The organism is Pseudoxanthomonas sp. LARHCG66 (assembly GCF_052871755.1).
In genome coordinates, this window is sequence record NZ_JBIXJW010000001.1 from 1,265,871 (window position 1) to 1,280,040 (window position 14,170).

Sequence of the window (14,170 nt, forward strand, 5' to 3'; positions counted from 1 at the left end):
ATGGCGATCACCCTGCTGTTCTCGATCTTCGCAATCCTGCTGCTGATCGGCGTACCGGTCGCCTATGCGCTTGCGGCCGCCTCGCTGGCAACCCTGCTCTACCTGGATCTGCCCAGCATCGTGCTGGTGCAGCAGATTTCCTCGGGCACCGGCTCGGCATCGCTGATCGCGATCCCGCTTTTCATCTTCGCCGGCGAGATCATGCTGCGGGGTGGCATCTCCGAGCGCCTGATCAGCCTGGCCGCTTCGCTGGTGGGCCGCCTGCGCGGCGGCCTGGGCCAGGTCAGCATCCTGTCGTCGCTGTTCTTCGGCGGCGTGTCGGGCTCGGCCATCGCCGACGTCTCGGCCGTCGGCGGCACGATGATCCCGCAGATGGTCAAGCGTGGCTACGACCGTGATTTCGCCGTCAACGTCAGCATCACCGCCGCGCTGGTGGCGCTGCTGGTACCGCCGTCGCACAACCTCATCCTGTTTTCCGCAGCAGCCGGTGGCGGACTGTCCATCGCCGATCTTTTCGCCGCCGGCATCGTGCCCGCGCTGCTGATGACGGTGGTGCTGATGTTCACGGGATGGGCGGTGGCGTGCAAGCGAGGCTACGGTACCGAACCGTTCCCCGGCATGCGTGCGGTGCTGTTGCGGCTGGTTGCCGCGCTGCCGGGGCTGGGCCTGGTGGGCCTGATCTTCTTCGGCATCCGCGCGGGCATCTTCACTGCGGTGGAGAGCGCCGCCATCGCGGTCGTGTACGCACTGCTGGTGACCAGTGTGCTGTACCGACAGTTGTCGCTGAAGGAGTTCTTCGCCACGGTGACGCATGCGGCGCGCACCACCGGCGTGATCCTGTTCGTGATCGCCACGGCGGCGGTGTTCGGCTGGCTGCTGGCCTACCTGCAGGTGCCTGCCGCTGCGGTCGACGCGCTGCAGTCGATCGCGCACAGCAAGTACACGGTGTTGCTGCTGATCGTGCTGGTGCTGCTGTTGCTGGGCACCTTCATGGATCTGGCGCCGATGATCCTGATCTGCACGCCGATCTTCCTGCCGGTAGCGAAGGCCTATGGCATCGACCCGATCCACTTCGGGCTGGTGCTCGTGTTGACGGGCGGCATCGGCCTGGTGACGCCTCCCGTAGGGTCCGTGCTTTTCATCGGTACGGCCATCGGCAAGATCACCATCGCGCAGAGCATGCGTACGATCTGGCCCTTCTGGCTGGCCGGCCTGGCCGTGCTGCTGATCGTGGCACTGTTCCCCGAACTCTCCCTTTGGCTGCCCAGGGCGATCAAGTGAGGGCGGCGCGGCGCACGCTGTTGTTCTACGGGCTTCTGCTGGGCGCCGTCATGCCAGCGTGCGCGCAACAAGGGACCGAAACGCCCTCGCTGGCGGGCTTCGAGGACGCCATCCATCACTGGCGCAACGTGCACGGCGACACGTATCCGCGCCATGCGCCGGAGCAGGTCGCGCAGATCGCCGACAACATCCTGCGCTATCAACGCATGGATGGCGGCTGGATCGAGAACCAGGATCCGGCACGGATCCTCGATGACGCAGAGAAGGCGCGCTTCGATGCCGAGACGCGCAAGTCCGGGGGCAGCTTCGACAACCGCAACATCTACACTCAGCTGGATTATCTGGCCACGGCCTACGCCATCACCGGCGATGCGCGCTACCGCGACGGCAGCCTGAAGGGCCTCGCATTCACGCTGGAACAACAGATTCCCGGATGCGGCGGCTGGCCGCACACGGTGCCGGCCACGCAGACCTACCATCCGCACATCACCATCGCCGACGACGTCACCGCGGGCGTGCTGGGCACGTTGCGCAAGGTCGTCTCGGACACGCGCCGTTATGCCTTCGTCGATGCCGCGTTGCGTGCACGCGTGCAGTCCGCCATCGACAAGGGCGATGCCTGCCTGCTGACGTTGCAGGTACGGCAGGGCCGTACGCTGGCCGGCTGGGCAGGCCAGTACGACGCGCGGACGTTGCTGCCCGCACAGGGGCGCAAGTTCGAACTGCCGTCCATCGCGGGACAGGAAACCGTCGGCGTGGTCCGCTACCTGATGTCGATCCCCGACCCCTCGCCCGCCGTCGTGGCGGCCGTGGACGGCGCGGTGGACTGGCTGCGCAGGGTGGAGATCACCGGTTGGCGCATCGAGACCTTCGAGGCGCCGGCCGAGCAGTTCCAGTACCACAGCAGCGCCAAGGACCGTCGCCTGGTCGCCGATCCGTCGGCCACCGGCCTGTGGGCGCGCTTCTACGACGTGAAGGACAACAGCGTGGTGCTCGCGACGCGCGAAAGCCAGCGGGTCGCACGCTACGAAGACATTCCGCGCGAGCGCCGCACGGGCTACGAGTGGTACGGCAGCTGGCCGAAGCGGCTGCTGTCGAAGGAATACCCGCAGTGGAAATCGCAGCACACGTCGTCGAAGTAGAGGACTCCTGATGGCAATGAAGTCGTGGATGATCGCCCTGTGCCTGTTCGCACCACTGGCAGCGCTGGCGGGTGATGGCCACCGCGAACCGGCGTGGAAGCGCGGCATCGAACACCAGCGCCAGGCGGACCTGGGCGACGGCACGTTCCTCAATCCCGTGCTCGCGGGCGACCGCCCCGACCCGTCGGTACTGAAGGATGGCGAGGACTACTACCTCACCCTGTCGTCCTTCACCGCCTACCCCGGTCTGCCACTGTGGCATTCGCGCGACCTGATCAACTGGCAGCCGGTCGGCCATGCGATCACGAAGAACGTCGGCTCGATCTGGGCACCGGACCTCATCAAGCACAAGGGCCGCTATTACATCTATTTCCCCGCGCGCGTCGGCGGTACCGAGTCGCCGCGACGCAGCAACTTCGTCGTGTGGGCCGACGACATCCGCGGCCCCTGGAGCGAGCCCATCGACATCGGGCTGCCGGGCCACATCGACCCCGGCCATGCCGTGGGCGAAGACGGCAAGCGCTACCTGTTCCTCAGTGCAGGCGACTACGTCCAGCTCGCCGACGATGGCCTGAGCACCGTGGGCGAGGTGAAGCACGTCTACGACGGCTGGCGCTATCCGGAATCGTGGGACGTGGAGGGCTACGCGCAGGAAGGCCCGAAGATCACCTTCCGCAATGGCTGGTACTACATGATCACTGCCGTCGGCGGCACCGCCGGCCCGCCGACCGGGCACATGGTAATCGTCGCGCGCTCGCGCTCCATCCATGGACCGTGGCAGAACGCGCCCAACAATCCGGTGGTACGCACCACCTCGCGCGAGCAGTACTGGTGGTCGCGCGGCCACGCCACGCTGGTAGAGGATGCCGGTGGACAGTGGTGGATGATCTACCACGGTTACGAGCGCGACTTCTGGACGCTGGGGCGGCAGGCGCTGCTGGACCCGATCGAATGGACCGACGACGGCTGGTTCGTCGCCAAGGGCGGCGACCTGAGCACGCCGTTGCGCAAGCCGGCGGGCACGACGCTGGCATCGCATGGAATGGCGCTATCGGATGATTTCCGCAGCGGGAAGCTGGGGCCGCAATGGGCGTTCTACGACCCCGCGCCGGGCGAATTCGCCCGCCTCGGTTTCGGCGACGGGGTGATGACGCTGCAGGGCAAGGGCACTTCGCCGCGCGACAGCTCGCCCCTGGGCATCATCGCCGGCGACCTGGCCTACCAGTTCGAGGTCGAAATGGAGGTGGAACCCGGCGCCCAGGGCGGAGCGGTACTGTTCTACAACGACCGCCTGTATGCCGGCGTGGGCAGCAACGGCGAGCAGTTCGTCATGCACCGCTACGGTCTGGAGCGCCCAGGCAGGCTGGCCCCCAGCGCCAAAGGGGGAAAGCTCTGGCTGCAGGTCACGCACAACCGCCACATCGTCACGATCCATACCAGCACCGACGGCAAGACCTGGACCAAGTATCCGGTGCAGATGGAAGTCTCGGGCTACCACCACAACGTGGCGGGCGGCTTCCTGGCGCTGAAGCCCTCGCTGTACGCCGCCGGCCAGGGCAAGGTGCACTTCCGTAATTTCCGCTACCGCGCGCTGGACTGACCCCCAACCGCTAGAATCCCTCAGACAGACGAACGGACCCGTACCCACTCCATGCCCGCGCGCAAGAAGCCCGAAAGCCCCGCCTCCCTGCCCATCGGCGGCAAGGCCGCGACCATCAACGACATCGCGCGGCTTTCCGGCGTCTCGAAGAAGACCGTCTCGCGCATCATCAACCACTCTCCCCTGGTCCGTAAGGACACCCGCGAGAAAGTGGAGACCTTGATGCGGGAAGTCGGTTACGTGCCCGATCCGATGGCGCGCGGCCTGGCGTTCCGCCGGTCGTTCCTGATCGGCATGGTCTACGACAACCCGACCGCGCAGTACATCGTGAACATGCAGTACGGCGCGCTGGACGCGTTGCGCGATTCGGGCTTCGAACTGGTGGTGCATCCGTGCGACAGCCGCAGCCCGGGCTACATCGACGGCGTGCGCCGCTTCGTGCAGCAGCAGAAACTGCACGGCGTGATGCTGGTACCGCGCGCCTCGGAAGACCAGGCGCTGGCCAACATGCTGGCCGAGATCGGCTGCCGCTATTCGCGCATCGCCTCGGTGTCGATGGACACGCCCGCGCGGATGGTGGTCACGCACGACCGCGACGGCGCCGCCGAAGCCGCCGAGTACCTGCTCTCGCTCGGCCACACCGATATCGCGTTGATCACCGGCCCCGCGGCGTACCGGTCGTCGATCGAGCGCACCGACGGTTTCCTGCAGGCGTTGGCCAAACGCGGGCTGGAACTGCCGAAGTCGCGCATCATCGAAGCCGGCTACACCTTCGAATCCGGCGTGGTCGCGGCCGAGAAGCTGCTGTCCGGCAAGAACCGGCCCACCGCCATCTTCACCGGCAACGACGAAATGGCGGCGGGTGTCTACAAGGTCGCCATGCGCGCCGGCATCAACATCCCGCGCCAACTGTCGGTGGTCGGGTTCGACGACAGCCCGCTCGCCTCGCGCCTGTGGCCCTCGCTGACCTCGGTCCGCCGCAACACCCGCGACACGGGCCGCACCGCGGCCGCCATGCTGATCCAGCCGGAAGGCACGCCTGTGCTGGCCGCGGCCAGCATCCGCCCGCACCTGATCATCCGCGACTCCTCGCAGCCACCCGAGTAACACGTGTCGACACCAGGCGCAGCATGCCCGCCCGGTGCCGCACCGCAAAATGACACCGGTTACCAAAGCCCGTAAAATCGCCCCACGACCTAACCCGACGCCCCGCTCCACGGGCGTCCGCATCCACGGAGCCCCGCCCATGTTCTGCAAGACCTACCACGCCACCCATCCGGACATGATGGACGGGGCCAGCAACGACCAACTGCGCGACCGCTACCTGATCGGCAACCTGTTCGCTGCGGACACGGTGCAACTGAACTACTCGCACAACGAGCGCTTCGTGATCGGCGGTGCCGCGCCGGTCTCGAAGAAGGTCGACCTGCCGCGGCAGACCGAACCCGCTTCGGCCGCGGGCAAGCCCTTCCTCGAGCGTCGCGAACTGGGCGTGATCAATGTCGGCGGCGGCGCCGGCAAGGTCACCGTCGACGGCACGACGTACGCGCTCGGGCCGAAGGATGGCCTGTACGTGGCCATGGGCAGCGCCGACGTGGCATTCGAATCCGATGACGCGTCGAACCCCGCCAAGTTCTACCTCACCTCTACGCCGGCGCACGCGCGCTTCGAAACCAAGCAGCTCTCGATCAAGGATGCCGTCGCGCTGGAGCGCGGCGCGCTGGAAACGAGCAACGAGCGCACGATCTATCAGTTCATCGTGCCGGCCACCTGCCAGTCTTCGCAGCTGTTGCTGGGCCTGACCGTGCTGAAGACCGGCAGCGTGTGGAACACCATGCCGCCGCACCTGCACGACCGCCGCAGCGAGGTGTATTTCTACTTCGACCTGGCCGAGAACGACCGCGTCTACCACTTCATGGGCGAACCGGAAGCGCAGCGCCACATCGTCGTGCAGAACGACGAAGCCGTGGTGTCGCCGCCGTGGTCGATCCACATGGGCTCGGGCACCAGCAACTACGCCTTCATCTGGGCAATGGGCGGCGAAAACCTGGACTACACCGACATGCATGTGCTGGACATCTGCCAGCTGAAATGATCCTTCGCATGTAGAGCCGAGCTTGCTCGGCTGCACGACGGACCGAAGCACGCGATCAAGAACGCAGCGGAGCAAGCTCCGCTCCATCCAACCTGCAGCAGCACATATCGAGGGGCATCCCGATGGCAAGCAATCCGTTCAGTCTCGAAGGCAAGGTCGCGCTGGTGACCGGCGCCAACACCGGCCTGGGCCAGGGCGTCGCGCTGGCGCTCGCCGAAGCCGGTGCCGACATCGCCGCCGCCGGCATCGTCGAAGCCACCGAAACAGGAGAGAAGGTGCGCGCCCTGGGCCGCCGCTTCCTCAACCTGGACGCGAACCTGATCAGCATCGAGCCGGTCGAGCGCCTGGTGAAAGAGACCGTCGAGGGTCTCGGCGGGCTGGACATCCTGGTCAACAACGCCGGTCTGATCCGTCGCGCCGATGCGGTGGATTTCAGCGAGAAGGACTGGGACGACGTGATGAACGTCAACATCAAGTCGGCGTTCTTCATGTCGCAGGCGGCTGGACGCCATTTCATCGCGCAGGGCAGCGGCAAAATCATCAACATCGCGTCGATGCTGTCGTTCCAGGGCGGCATCCGCGTGCCGTCGTACACGGCCAGCAAGTCCGGCATCGCCGGCATCACCCGCCTGCTGGCCAACGAGTGGGGCAACAAGGGCGTCAACATCAACGCCATCGCGCCCGGCTACATGGCAACCGACAACACCGCGCAACTGCGTGCGGACGAAGACCGCAACAAAGCGATCCTGGACCGCATCCCGGCCGGTCGCTGGGGTGAGCCGTCGGACCTGGGCGGAGCGGCCGTGTTCCTGTCCTCGCGCGCGTCGGACTACATCAACGGCGCCATCATCCCCGTCGACGGCGGCTGGCTGGCGCGCTGACGCACCGGATCCTGTGGGAGCGACGTAAGTCGCGATGGGAGTATCCAGAAGTTCATCGCGACTGACGTCGCTCCCACAGGCGACATGAAGGACATGGCTGATGTTTCGTTCGCTCACCCTCGTCGCGCTTCTCGCCTGCTGTGCATCGGTGGCCGCCGCGCCCCCCCGCCAGGTCTTCATCGCCGGCGACTCCACTGCCAGTCACTACGGACCTGAACGCGCACCGCGCGAAGGATGGGGGCAGCAGCTGCAGGGGTTCCTCGATGACGCCTATGTGGTCCGCAACCACGCGCAGAGCGGGCGGAGTTCGCGCAGCTTCATCGCCGAAGGCTGGTTCGATGGCATGGCCAAGGACATGCATGCCGGCGACGTGCTGCTGATCCAGTTCGGCCACAACGACGAGAAGATCGAAGACCCCACACGCTACAACGAACCCCGGCAGGCATTCCCCGAATGGCTGGGGCGCTACCTGGCGTTGGCGCGACAGAAGGGTGTCACGCCGATCCTGGTGACCCCGGTAGCGCGCCGCAAGTTCGACCATGGGCAACTGCTCGACACGCACGGACTGTACGCGCAGGCGGTGCGCGATCTTGCGTCGCGGGAGAACGTGGGCCTGATCGACCTGTCGGCTGCCAGCATGGACTGGCTGCGCGCAGCCGGCGACGAGGCCAGCAAGGCCTATTACATGCACGTGCCGGAACAGGACCAGCGGGACGACACCCATTTCCAGCAGCGTGGCGCGGTGATGGTGGCCTGCCTGGTGGTGGCGGGCTGGAAACGGCTCGACCCCTCGCTTGCGGCCCACGTGAAACGCGACACGGACTGCGGCGCACCCGCGACTGCACTCGCGGATCGCAAGGCCCAGGCGAATCCGTCCCTGATCGTGAACGAGCGCGACATCGCGGTGGAGCAGCCGGGGCCGCACGGTGGCGCTGGCGTCACCGTTGCCCATCCGTTCTTCCGCGACGCACCCGCGCTCGGCTTCGAGTTCCGCAAGCGCGTGTTGCGCCGGGGCGCCGGCATCGGCCTGCACCAGCACCACAAGGACGAGATCTACTACGTGCTGGGTGGAAGCGGCATCTACGAACTGGACGGCGTGGCGCGCGAGGTCCGCGCCGGCGACGCGATGCTGACACGCCCCGGCAGCACGCATGCGATCCGCCAGCACGGCGACGCGGACCTGGTGCTGTTGATCATGTACGGGAAGAAGCAGGAGTGAGCGGGAAGGACTGACACGTGAGGGGAAGAGCGCCCTGGCTCACTCCCCACGCCTCTCCCCTCATTTCTCCAGCGCAGGCGCGGGGCGATCCCAGCGGCGATAGGTGGCTTCCAGCGCACTGCGCAGACGCCGGTACTGCGCGGTGCCGGGTTCGGCCTGCAGGCGACCCGCGACTGCCTTCCACCCGCCTTCGTGGTCACGCGACCACTCGCGCACGACGGCGCGGCACGGCTGTCCCACGATCTGCGCCAGCGCGCACGCCATGAAGATATCGCCGGCGGTCCAGTCCGGTTGCTGCTGCATCGCTTCCACGTAGGCACGCGGCACGGTGTAGTAGCGCGCCATCTCGTCGGCGAAGGACGCGGGGTAGCGGCTTGCGTAGTCGTTGATGTCCGCCAGGTGGCGATCCACCGAAGCGTCGCCGGTGGCGGGCGCATATGCCGCCGTGGCGTCCTGCGCGGCGACGGGCGCGCACAGCGCGGCCGACAGGCAGGCCAGCAAGGCAAAGGGGGGCAGCGCGCGCTTCACGGCGCCATTGTGCCCCACGGCCATCGCCTTCGCTGGGTGCATTCAGGCATCCGGTACGGATTCGATCGTCGCAAGCGCATCCGACAGCTGCCCTGCGTTCTCCACCACCCGCAGGCGCGGCGCATCGTGGGCCACGCCATGCTCGGCCTCGAGCGCCCACGTCACGTGGTATGGCATGTGGATGCCCCAGCCGCCGAGACCCAGGACGGGTTCGATGTCCGACCGCAGCGAGTTGCCGACCATCACGAACCGTGACGGCTCGACCTCGAGTTCGCGCAGCACGCGCGCATAGGTGGGCTCGTCCTTCTCGGACACCACCTCGATGCGGTGGAAGAGATCGGCCAGGCCGGATTGCGCGATCTTGGCTTCCTGGTGGAATAGGTCGCCCTTGGTGATCAGCACGATCTCGTGGTCGGCGGCGATGCGCTCGACGGCCTCGCGGATGCCCGGCAGCAGATCCACCGGATGCAGCAGCGTGGTGCGCCCGATCTCGATCACCCGGTGCAGGTCGCGTGCGCTGATGCGTTCGTCGGTCAGCTGGATAGCGGTCTCCAGCATCGACAGCGTCATGCCCTTCACGCCGTAGCCGAAGATTTTCAGGTTGCGGCGCTCGACATCCAGCAGGTGCTGGTGCGTGCGCGCGTCGGCGAGGTCCACGTAAGTGCCGAGGATGGCCTCGAAGTCGGCCTCGGCCTGGCGGTAGTAATCCTCGCTCTTCCAGAGCGTGTCGTCGCCGTCGAAGCCGACCCATCGGATGCGCGCCATCTGATCCCTGCCCTGCATTCTTCAAGAAGGCCGCGAAGGATAGCAGCCAGCCCAGCCGTCAATGAAAACGGCCGCCATCGACATGGCGGCCGTGATGGCATTGCGGGATGCCTCTGCGTCGTGCGCTAACCCCCGCTGCTGGGCGGCGGTGTGCTGCCATCGGTGGCCGGCGGCGTGGTTTCCGGCGCGTTGGGATTGGCCGGCGGCGGGAGGTTCGGATCGGTCGGCGGTACGGCCGGATCCGTCGGGGTGGGTGATGGCGGCACCACGTTGTCGGTGGGCGGCGTGGTTTCCACCGGCGCCGGCGCACTGGGCGGCGGAGTGTCTTCCGGCCTGGGACCGCACGCCGTCATCAAGCCCGCGCTGAGCAGCGCAAGGCCGAGGCCCAGCGTCAAGGTACGGGTGGGATTCTTCATCGGTTCCTCCATGCAGCATGGTTCATTGGGAATGGATGTGCAGTGACTTCAGGGGTTGTCCTGCCGCGCATGCACCGCGTACTCCTCCGGTGTCAGGCGACCGTCGGCATCCTTGTCGAGCGTGCCGAATACCTGCGCCAGTGGCGGGTCGACAGCCGCTTCGTCCTTGCTGATCGCGCCATCTGCATTCTGGTCCAGGTCCTGGAACGGGCGCGGTACGGGGGTCGTGGGGGGTGGGCTCGTCTGCGGCGACGGTCGTTCCTCGCCGCGCTGCGGCACCTCCTGCGCATGTGCCAGCGGCGCAGTGGTGAGTGCGATGACAGTGGCCAGCGCACCCAGGCAGGACAGCGTCTTCGTGTTCATGGATCCCTCCTCAGTCATCGAGTTCCCTCCGGGAGAGAAAGGGCGGCACGACAGGCCGCCCTTTCCGGCGGGTCACGCGCTGGCGTCATGGCGCCGCGATCGACCCGGTGCGATGGGCCGGATTACTTCTGCTGGTCACCGTAGTTCTTGCTCACGAATGCCTTGTATTCGTCGGCGGTGAGCTTGCCATCGGTGTCGGCATCGGCCTGATCGAAGACCTGACTGAGGCCGGCGTTGGCGGAGGCTTCCTGCTTGCTGATGGCGCCATCGCCGTCGGTATCCACGTCAGCCCAACCCTGCTTGGCCTGCGTCGCGGACTGCGTGCTCTGGGTGGGACCCTGGGTCGCCGCGCCGGTCGCCTGTTCGGCCGTCGGCTCGGTCTGGCTCTGCTGCGTCGCCGCGTCTTCGGTCTTTTCCTGCGCGAACGCCAGCGGCATGGCCAGCGCGGCGCTCAGGGCGACCAGGGCGATCAGCGGCTTGCGGTTGTTCTTCGTCATGTCAGTGCTCCGTTCTGTGGGAGTGCGTCCGATTGCGCACGGCCCCACCTTGCAACGTCGCTTCTGAACGAAACTGGCGCGCTGAAATGAACGTGCACGCACGCTTAACCACAAGCGGATTCGCATCGGCTAGCCCCGTGTTAGGGCGTCGTGAGCGTGTCGTCAGGCGCGCGTGGAATGCGTGATGCCGCGCATCGTTTGCCGTTAGGTATTCGTTTCCTGCCCGCTTTTCGACGGCACTCAATCCGGCGTTTTCTTGCTGAACCATTGCCAACCAAGGGCCACACCGCTCAACGCGCCGGCGATTTCCAGCACCACGCGCGAGCCGAGCGAATCGGGATCGTGGATACCCTGCAATGCCAGCCGCGCATACAGCGGAGATTCCAGTTTCGAAATGCCCAGGTAGAACATGTTCCAGGTGTCCACCCCGGCACCGATGATCACGGCCGAGACGCAGGCCCAACCGACGGCATGCCCCATCGACCAGCGCATCCTGGTGCTCACCCAGTTCCAGAACAGGAAGCAGAGCACGCCCAGCACGAAAGCGATCAGGCCCGCTTCGATGGCGCCCAGCACGCCGTAGTGCAGGGGCAGGTTCATCGCGCGCACCCTTCCAGGACGCACGCTGCGGTGTGTGGATTCGTGTAGCGGTGCATGGACAGGCATTCCCCGGCGCGGGACCGCGCGTGATGCCACAGGTTAACCGATGCGATCCCGCCCCCGTGCTGGGCTGGCATGATGGCGCCATTGCCGCAACGGGAGCATCGCATGAGTCGTCTTTTGCTGGCCGGCGCGACCGGTCTGGTAGGACAGGCGACGCTGCGGCGCGCACTGGCATCCGCACGGGTGCGCCAGGTGGTCGCGCCCACGCGCAAACCCCTCGCCCCCCATTCCAAACTGCTGAACCCGGTCGTGGATTTCGAGGCGCTGCCCCCCGATGCGGAGTGGTGGCGAGTGGATGCCGTGGCCTGCGCACTGGGCACGACGATCCGCGATGCAGGTTCGCAGGACGCATTCCGGCGCGTGGACCACGACTATCCGCTTGCGATCGCACGCCACGCCCATGCACACGGCACGCAGGCCTTCGCGCTGGTGTCGGCGATGGGCGCCGATGCAGATTCGCGGATCTTCTATTCGCGCACGAAGGGCGAGGTCGAAGACGCACTCGCCGCGATCGGCTTCACATCGCTCACCTTGCTGCGCCCGGGCCTGCTGGGCGGCGAACGCGCGCAGCACCGGGGCGGCGAACGTTGGGCGCTGCGCGTGCTGGGTGCGCTGGATCCGGTATTGCCGAAGCGCTACAGGATCGTGCCTGCGGAAAGCGTGGCGCAGGCGTTGCTGGATGCGGCCATGGATGCGGTGCCGGGGCGGCACGTCATTCCATCGGAGCATTTGCTGGGCTGATGCCCTCGGGTCATGCGTCAGGCTCGTCCACGCGTACCTGCACGCCGTCGGCGACGATGCGGTACTCGGCCTCTGCTACCGCGGCTCCCGCACTGGTTTCCTCCGCAGTGTGGTCGCGCGCCGCCGGCGACAATGTCACCCGCGACAGCACGCCATGCACCTGCGCGTGTCCCCTCACGTCCTTGGGCACGTAGAAATCGTGATCGCCCAGCAGCACGCGCGCGCCATGTCCGTCGTCCTCGAGCATCACCCAGCAGCCCTTCTTCTGGCAGACATCGACGACGCGTCCGCTGAAGACGCGTGCCTGGCCTTCATACGCTGCCGGTTGCGCGAGCGCCTGTGCCAACGGCACCACCGCACCGGCGGGGATGTCGGCACCGTACTTGTCCCAGGCAGTGTCGGACGCCATCACGGGCGCTGCGACCACCACAGAACACATCATCGCCAACCAACGTTGCATGGCCTTGCCTCCGGGGAATGGCGGCATCTTACCTGTGCCCCGGTCCACAGTTCAGTGCAGGAGGCCATGGTGCACGAGCTGCAGGCGTTGTGTACCCGTCGCGGTGATGGCCTGGCTGGCGCGTTCGAGCAGGCGTTCGTCCTCCTCATCGATCACCACCAGCACCTTGCCTGCGGCGATCTCGGTGCGATAGTCGCGGCGCACTTCGCTGGGCACGGAGGATCCGGCCAGCGCCGCCGCCCAGCCGCCGACCGTCGCGCCAACCACCGTGCAAAGCAGCACCGCCGCCCACGGGATGCCCACCGCAGGGATGGCCATCGCGAGCAAGCCGATGACCAGGCCCACGACACCGCCGCCCACCAACCCGCGCGCCGCCGCCGGCATGAAGTCGGTGGGAGAGCCTTCCTTGTCGGCATCGGGCATCTGCGTCATCTCGATGTCCGGACGTCCGACAAGGGACGCGTGATCGGGACGGATGCCCAGATGCAGGGCCACATGCAGGGCCGCCTCGGCGGTGTCGATGTCGGGGGCGCTGAACACGCGTCGCGTCTTCATGGCGATCTCCTGGCCGGCGCGGGAGGGTCGGCCGTGCGGACCACGCTAGACCGCGATGGGGAAGCAGCGAGTGAAAAAATCCAACCGTGGCTGACGCGCCGATACACGGCGGGCACGCGGCGGATTCAGAGCGCGGGACGCTCCGGCGCCTGCTTGCGACCCAGCGCGCGCAGATACAGCTCGTACAACGCAGTGACCTTGGACACGTATTCCTGTGTTTCCGCGTAGGGCGGCACGCCGCCGTAGCGCGACACGGTGCCGATGCCGGCGTTGTAGGCGGCCGCGACCAGCGTCAGGTCGCCCTTGTAACGGCGCATCAGCCCACGCAGGTGGCGCGCCCCTGCGTTGATCGATTCGGTGGAGGAATAGGGGTCGGCGACGCCGTACTCCTTCGCCACGTCCGGCATCAGCTGCATCACGCCCATCGCGCCCTTCGGCGACAGCGCCTTCGCGTCGAAGTCGCTCTCGGCATGCGCGACGGCACGCAGCCAGGCGTCGTCGACGCCGGTCTGGCGCGCGGCCGCCTTGAACTCGGCGGGATAGCGGTCCAGTCGTGGTTTACCCACCCTGCCCAGACCCGGGTGGGCGGACTCACCCGGCGGGGTCTGCACGGTGAATTTCAGGTAGGGGGTGGAACCCGGCAGGTTGCGGGTGGAATACACCTTCTGCCCGTCCTGCTCGCGCTCGTACAGCGTGCCGCTGAATACGCCCATGGAGCCCCACAGGTTCGGCGTGCTGACGGCGTTGTCGTCGATCTCCCTGGCCGCACACTTGGATCCCGGTTCCGGCGCCGTGGCCAGGCTGACGGTGCCGGCCTGCACGCACCGGTACACCGTACGCGCGCCCGCTTCGGTGCTGGCCAAGGCCAGCACTGTCAGCAGTAAGCCGGCAGCGCGTCGGAGAGGGTGCATGGGCGGCGGATTCTAGGCCCGGCAAGCTGAAGGGCACCCTGAATCACGCTTCC

General features: G+C 66.9%; 17 protein-coding genes. 8 read left to right on the forward strand and 9 right to left on the reverse strand.

Annotation, left to right across the window (positions count from 1 at the left end):
- The 7 genes from ACIPRS_RS06045 to ACIPRS_RS06075 all read left to right on the forward strand — a co-directional run bounded on the left by ACIPRS_RS06045 (nucleotide 1) and on the right by ACIPRS_RS06075 (nucleotide 8,218).
- Nucleotides 1–1,281 (forward strand): TRAP transporter large permease, encoded by a 1,281-nt coding sequence (locus ACIPRS_RS06045; protein WP_337730705.1) that lies wholly within the window; start codon nucleotides 1–3, stop codon nucleotides 1,279–1,281.
- 20 nt (nucleotides 1,282–1,301) lie between these two features.
- Complete coding sequence (gene pelA, locus ACIPRS_RS06050) at nucleotides 1,302–2,423, forward strand: pectate lyase (protein ID WP_446537870.1); 1,122 nt, start codon at nucleotides 1,302–1,304, stop codon at nucleotides 2,421–2,423.
- Between the two features lie 10 nt (nucleotides 2,424–2,433).
- Complete coding sequence (locus tag ACIPRS_RS06055) at nucleotides 2,434–4,023, forward strand: family 43 glycosylhydrolase (protein ID WP_446537871.1); 1,590 nt, start codon at nucleotides 2,434–2,436, stop codon at nucleotides 4,021–4,023.
- A 51-nt stretch (nucleotides 4,024–4,074) separates the two neighbouring features.
- Entirely contained in the window at nucleotides 4,075–5,130 is a 1,056-nt protein-coding gene (locus tag ACIPRS_RS06060; RefSeq protein WP_446537872.1) for a LacI family DNA-binding transcriptional regulator, read from the forward strand.
- Nucleotides 5,131–5,269: 139 nt separating this feature from the next.
- On the forward strand, nucleotides 5,270–6,118 hold the full coding sequence (gene kduI / locus ACIPRS_RS06065) for a 5-dehydro-4-deoxy-D-glucuronate isomerase (protein ID WP_337730709.1): 849 nt from the start codon (nucleotides 5,270–5,272) through the stop codon (nucleotides 6,116–6,118).
- Nucleotides 6,119–6,240: 122 nt separating this feature from the next.
- Nucleotides 6,241–6,999: a 2-dehydro-3-deoxy-D-gluconate 5-dehydrogenase KduD gene (gene kduD / locus ACIPRS_RS06070; RefSeq protein WP_192200090.1), complete on the forward strand. Its 759-nt coding sequence runs from the start codon at nucleotides 6,241–6,243 to the stop codon at nucleotides 6,997–6,999.
- Nucleotides 7,000–7,099: 100 nt separating this feature from the next.
- Nucleotides 7,100–8,218, forward strand: a complete 1,119-nt coding sequence (locus ACIPRS_RS06075) for a GDSL-type esterase/lipase family protein (RefSeq protein ID WP_446537873.1) — start codon at nucleotides 7,100–7,102, stop codon at nucleotides 8,216–8,218.
- 60 nt (nucleotides 8,219–8,278) lie between these two features.
- Here ACIPRS_RS06075 and ACIPRS_RS06080 read toward each other — a convergent pair whose 3' ends face one another.
- The 6 genes from ACIPRS_RS06080 to ACIPRS_RS06105 all read right to left on the reverse strand — a co-directional run bounded on the left by ACIPRS_RS06080 (nucleotide 8,279) and on the right by ACIPRS_RS06105 (nucleotide 11,387).
- Nucleotides 8,279–8,788 carry a hypothetical protein gene (locus ACIPRS_RS06080; protein WP_337730711.1) on the reverse strand — a complete coding sequence of 170 codons (510 nt, stop codon included), beginning with the start codon at nucleotides 8,786–8,788 and terminating at the stop codon, nucleotides 8,279–8,281.
- The gene (locus ACIPRS_RS06085) at nucleotides 8,789–9,511 is read right to left on the reverse strand and encodes an HAD family hydrolase (protein ID WP_446537874.1); all 723 of its coding nucleotides are present in this window, start codon (nucleotides 9,509–9,511) and stop codon (nucleotides 8,789–8,791) included. It abuts the gene before it with no gap.
- 125 nt (nucleotides 9,512–9,636) lie between these two features.
- Nucleotides 9,637–9,927, reverse strand: coding sequence for a hypothetical protein (locus ACIPRS_RS06090; RefSeq protein ID WP_446537875.1), 291 nt, complete (start codon nucleotides 9,925–9,927; stop codon nucleotides 9,637–9,639).
- Between the two features lie 48 nt (nucleotides 9,928–9,975).
- Nucleotides 9,976–10,290, reverse strand: coding sequence for a hypothetical protein (locus ACIPRS_RS06095; RefSeq protein WP_337730714.1), 315 nt, complete (start codon nucleotides 10,288–10,290; stop codon nucleotides 9,976–9,978).
- A 122-nt stretch (nucleotides 10,291–10,412) separates the two neighbouring features.
- Nucleotides 10,413–10,787 carry an EF-hand domain-containing protein gene (locus ACIPRS_RS06100; protein WP_337730715.1) on the reverse strand — a complete coding sequence of 125 codons (375 nt, stop codon included), beginning with the start codon at nucleotides 10,785–10,787 and terminating at the stop codon, nucleotides 10,413–10,415.
- Nucleotides 10,788–11,027: 240 nt separating this feature from the next.
- Nucleotides 11,028–11,387, reverse strand: coding sequence for a hypothetical protein (locus ACIPRS_RS06105; RefSeq protein WP_446537876.1), 360 nt, complete (start codon nucleotides 11,385–11,387; stop codon nucleotides 11,028–11,030).
- Nucleotides 11,388–11,555: 168 nt separating this feature from the next.
- Here ACIPRS_RS06105 and ACIPRS_RS06110 point away from each other — a divergent pair, with 168 nt between their 5' ends.
- The gene (locus tag ACIPRS_RS06110; protein WP_446537877.1) at nucleotides 11,556–12,191 is read left to right on the forward strand and encodes an NAD-dependent dehydratase; all 636 of its coding nucleotides are present in this window, start codon (nucleotides 11,556–11,558) and stop codon (nucleotides 12,189–12,191) included.
- Nucleotides 12,192–12,201: 10 nt separating this feature from the next.
- On the opposite strand, the gene ACIPRS_RS06115 is transcribed toward ACIPRS_RS06110, so the two are convergent.
- The 3 genes from ACIPRS_RS06115 to ACIPRS_RS06125 form a co-directional block, all read right to left on the reverse strand.
- Nucleotides 12,202–12,651 carry a DUF4920 domain-containing protein gene (locus tag ACIPRS_RS06115; protein ID WP_446537878.1) on the reverse strand — a complete coding sequence of 150 codons (450 nt, stop codon included), beginning with the start codon at nucleotides 12,649–12,651 and terminating at the stop codon, nucleotides 12,202–12,204.
- 51 nt (nucleotides 12,652–12,702) lie between these two features.
- On the reverse strand, nucleotides 12,703–13,206 hold the full coding sequence (locus tag ACIPRS_RS06120) for a hypothetical protein (protein WP_142123285.1): 504 nt from the start codon (nucleotides 13,204–13,206) through the stop codon (nucleotides 12,703–12,705).
- Between the two features lie 125 nt (nucleotides 13,207–13,331).
- Nucleotides 13,332–14,117: a lytic transglycosylase domain-containing protein gene (locus tag ACIPRS_RS06125; RefSeq protein ID WP_446537879.1), complete on the reverse strand. Its 786-nt coding sequence runs from the start codon at nucleotides 14,115–14,117 to the stop codon at nucleotides 13,332–13,334.
- Between the last annotated feature and the right edge of the window lie 53 nt (nucleotides 14,118–14,170).

Coding starts and splice junctions, on each gene's coding strand:
- ACIPRS_RS06085 (WP_446537874.1), bottom strand. CDS start 9,511: ATGGCGCGCATCCGATGGGTCGGCTTCGACGGCGACGACACGCTCTGG.
- ACIPRS_RS06075 (WP_446537873.1), top strand. CDS start 7,100: ATGTTTCGTTCGCTCACCCTCGTCGCGCTTCTCGCCTGCTGTGCATCG.
- ACIPRS_RS06105 (WP_446537876.1), bottom strand. CDS start 11,387: ATGAACCTGCCCCTGCACTACGGCGTGCTGGGCGCCATCGAAGCGGGC.
- ACIPRS_RS06110 (WP_446537877.1), top strand. CDS start 11,556: ATGAGTCGTCTTTTGCTGGCCGGCGCGACCGGTCTGGTAGGACAGGCG.
- kduD (WP_192200090.1), top strand. CDS start 6,241: ATGGCAAGCAATCCGTTCAGTCTCGAAGGCAAGGTCGCGCTGGTGACC.
- ACIPRS_RS06045 (WP_337730705.1), top strand. CDS start 1: ATGGCGATCACCCTGCTGTTCTCGATCTTCGCAATCCTGCTGCTGATC.
- ACIPRS_RS06125 (WP_446537879.1), bottom strand. CDS start 14,117: ATGCACCCTCTCCGACGCGCTGCCGGCTTACTGCTGACAGTGCTGGCC.
- ACIPRS_RS06080 (WP_337730711.1), bottom strand. CDS start 8,788: ATGCACCCAGCGAAGGCGATGGCCGTGGGGCACAATGGCGCCGTGAAG.
- ACIPRS_RS06100 (WP_337730715.1), bottom strand. CDS start 10,787: ATGACGAAGAACAACCGCAAGCCGCTGATCGCCCTGGTCGCCCTGAGC.
- ACIPRS_RS06095 (WP_337730714.1), bottom strand. CDS start 10,290: ATGAACACGAAGACGCTGTCCTGCCTGGGTGCGCTGGCCACTGTCATC.
- kduI (WP_337730709.1), top strand. CDS start 5,270: ATGTTCTGCAAGACCTACCACGCCACCCATCCGGACATGATGGACGGG.
- ACIPRS_RS06090 (WP_446537875.1), bottom strand. CDS start 9,927: ATGAAGAATCCCACCCGTACCTTGACGCTGGGCCTCGGCCTTGCGCTG.
- ACIPRS_RS06120 (WP_142123285.1), bottom strand. CDS start 13,206: ATGAAGACGCGACGCGTGTTCAGCGCCCCCGACATCGACACCGCCGAG.
- ACIPRS_RS06060 (WP_446537872.1), top strand. CDS start 4,075: ATGCCCGCGCGCAAGAAGCCCGAAAGCCCCGCCTCCCTGCCCATCGGC.
- ACIPRS_RS06115 (WP_446537878.1), bottom strand. CDS start 12,651: ATGCAACGTTGGTTGGCGATGATGTGTTCTGTGGTGGTCGCAGCGCCC.
- ACIPRS_RS06055 (WP_446537871.1), top strand. CDS start 2,434: ATGGCAATGAAGTCGTGGATGATCGCCCTGTGCCTGTTCGCACCACTG.